The following is a 409-nucleotide window of genomic DNA, read 5'->3' on the forward strand; positions in this document are numbered from 1 at the left end:
ATATCCCTCGCTCCACCAGCAATCTCCTGAAATGATGTAGTTCCAGTTTTCCCAGCTAAAGGACCATCATAATTACCTGCCATTCCAGTACCTTGCGTTACAACTGCCTCAAGCATTCTTGTCATGTACCAGGCAGTTTGAGAAGATACAACTTCCATTTCTTCTACTGTACTACTTGCAATAAGCTCCCCATTCCTATCATATATTTCTCTAATAAAATATGGTGATCTGTAAGTTCCATGGTTTGCATATGTTCCGTATGCTGCAGCAACCTGTAATGGTGTAATTCCGTGATGTAACCCTCCTAAAGCGATAGCTAATCCATCTTCTTCAAGATGAATATTTTGTTTCTCCAGACTATTCTTAGAAGTGTCAATACCAATTTGGTTCATTAACCACACTGCTGGTG

General features: G+C 40.1%; 1 protein-coding gene. It reads right to left on the reverse strand.

The genetic code is table 11. The annotated features are described in order from the left end of the window. On the reverse strand, positions 1 to 392 hold a 392-nt coding region (locus tag AOA59_RS05715; protein WP_256593030.1), incomplete at its 3' end, for a penicillin-binding transpeptidase domain-containing protein. Positions 393 to 409: the final 17 nt, after the last annotated feature.

The organism is Pseudomonas sp. 2822-15 (assembly GCF_002742515.1).
GTDB lineage: Bacteria > Pseudomonadota > Gammaproteobacteria > Pseudomonadales > Pseudomonadaceae > Aquipseudomonas > Aquipseudomonas salomonii.